The organism is Mucilaginibacter sp. P5_A4, from assembly GCF_056400605.1.
The window spans coordinates 1-1,295 of the sequence record NZ_JBFUKX010000141.1 but is presented as its reverse complement, the minus strand read 5'-3'; the positions used below and the strand labels follow the sequence as shown (position 1 = coordinate 1,295).

Below are 1,295 nucleotides of genomic sequence, written 5' to 3'. Positions count from 1 at the left end.
CTTGGAGGCGGGGTAGGTGGCAGGGAAGATTCTCTTTTTATGTTCAAAAGATATTTCTCAGATCTGCAGGTAAAGGATCGCATCTGGTGTTATATCAATGATGCTGCTATTTACAACGAACTTGTTTTAAAGGCGGGTGTGGAGGCTAATGCCGAACCTAATTATTTCCCCTCATACCGTCAACCTAAAAGAAAAACGGATGGATGTATCCCCAATATACCAGCTTCAACTGTTTAAATTAATCTTAAAAAAATAAATTAACATGAAAAATAAATTCACATATTCGGAAGCTAACCTGGATACTTTTGATCAAATAATGTCAGATTATGGCTGGATTATTTACGAAGATGCAATGAGTGCTGATTTTATTGAAGAAATTACAACCTCATTAGTGAAGGCATACGAAGTACGGCGCGCAATCCAGGTTGCAAATGGAATAGGTGCTAACATGAACGGAACACTTCACCATCTTGTAGAAAGAGATATTTTCACCTTGAAATTTCTTGAGCAAAAATATTGTGAAAATGAGATAAGACATTTTTTAAAAGGCAACTACATCTTAAATTCATTAGGAGCGGTAATCAATTTAAAGGATGACAAACCTTATGTTCAAAATATCCACAGAGACATACGAAGTTTTACAGGCGATTTTAAAATAATGATCCAAATGATGATTGTTTTGGATGATTTTACACTCGAAAACGGAGCAACCTATTTTCTTTCAGGCTCTCATAAACAGGAAGATAAGCCTGATGATGATTATTTTTACAGGACTGCCGACCGCGCCACTGCAAAAAAAGGAAGCATTATTTTGTTTGACTCCAACCTGTGGCATGCCGCCGGAAAGAACTATACAAATGAAAAAAGACGGACGTTAACTATGGCCTTTACCCGTCCGTTTGTTAAACAGCAACTTGATTACCCCAGAGCATTAGGTTATGAGTTTGGTGAGGGACTGGATGCGCATTTAAGACAGGTTTTGGGATATAATGCAAGGATCCCCGAAAACCTACAGGAATATTATCAACCAGTTGAAAAAAGAATGTACCAACCAGGTCAGGGTTAATTCAATTTAGATATTTATTGAAACCGGTGTTTGTTGGAGTGAAAACTCTAAAACATTATTGTTATTAAAAGATGAGGCTGTATCATAAATCATGATCAGCCTCTTTTTTTATGTCTTTTTTTTTGATCCTGCTGCTTTAAGCTTTGATGGGAATTAATCGCGCATGTTAATAAATTGCAGGGGCTGGCCGAAATTATCGCTGCGGCAAAGACTGATCACTGCCTGCAGG

General features: G+C 37.5%; 1 protein-coding gene and 1 pseudogene. Both read left to right on the top strand.

Annotated elements, in window-relative coordinates; genetic code table 11:
- Positions 1–237, top strand: a pseudogene (locus tag AC1DQW_RS27685) (hypothetical protein); the annotation flags it as partial.
- A 25-nt stretch (positions 238–262) separates the two neighbouring features.
- Entirely contained in the window at positions 263–1,066 is an 804-nt protein-coding gene (locus AC1DQW_RS27680) for a phytanoyl-CoA dioxygenase family protein (RefSeq protein ID WP_477457018.1), read from the top strand.
- Positions 1,067–1,295 lie beyond the last annotated feature (229 nt).

Bases quoted from the DNA above. Each gene is read 5' to 3' on its own strand.
- AC1DQW_RS27680 (WP_477457018.1), top strand. From the start codon at position 263: ATGAAAAATAAATTCACATATTCGGAAGCTAACCTGGATACTTTTGAT.